This window comes from Virgibacillus sp. 7505, from assembly GCF_002272135.1.
Taxonomy (GTDB): Bacteria; Bacillota; Bacilli; order Bacillales; family Amphibacillaceae; genus Terribacillus.
The window spans coordinates 1-202 of the sequence record NZ_NPBF01000549.1; the positions used below are offsets into that span (position 1 = coordinate 1).

Sequence of the window (202 nt, forward strand, 5' to 3'; positions counted from 1 at the left end):
TTACTTGACTGATCAAAAAAACGACCTGCGCGTCATTATTAAAAAAGAAACATTTGAATTTTATCTGTACTCCACCTTCTCCCACATCACCATTTATGCCCAAGACGACCCTGTGATCACCAATGATGTACTTGAGGCCGTCTGCCTTCTCGTCGAATCAATCGATTCTTCTTATTATCAAATTTCTTGGGAATTCGCTCTT

1 pseudogene is annotated in these 202 nt (G+C 39.6%); it reads left to right on the forward strand.

What is annotated here, in order from left to right:
- Positions 1-202 (forward strand): annotated as a pseudogene (locus CHH91_RS21105) (DUF2254 domain-containing protein); the annotation flags it as partial.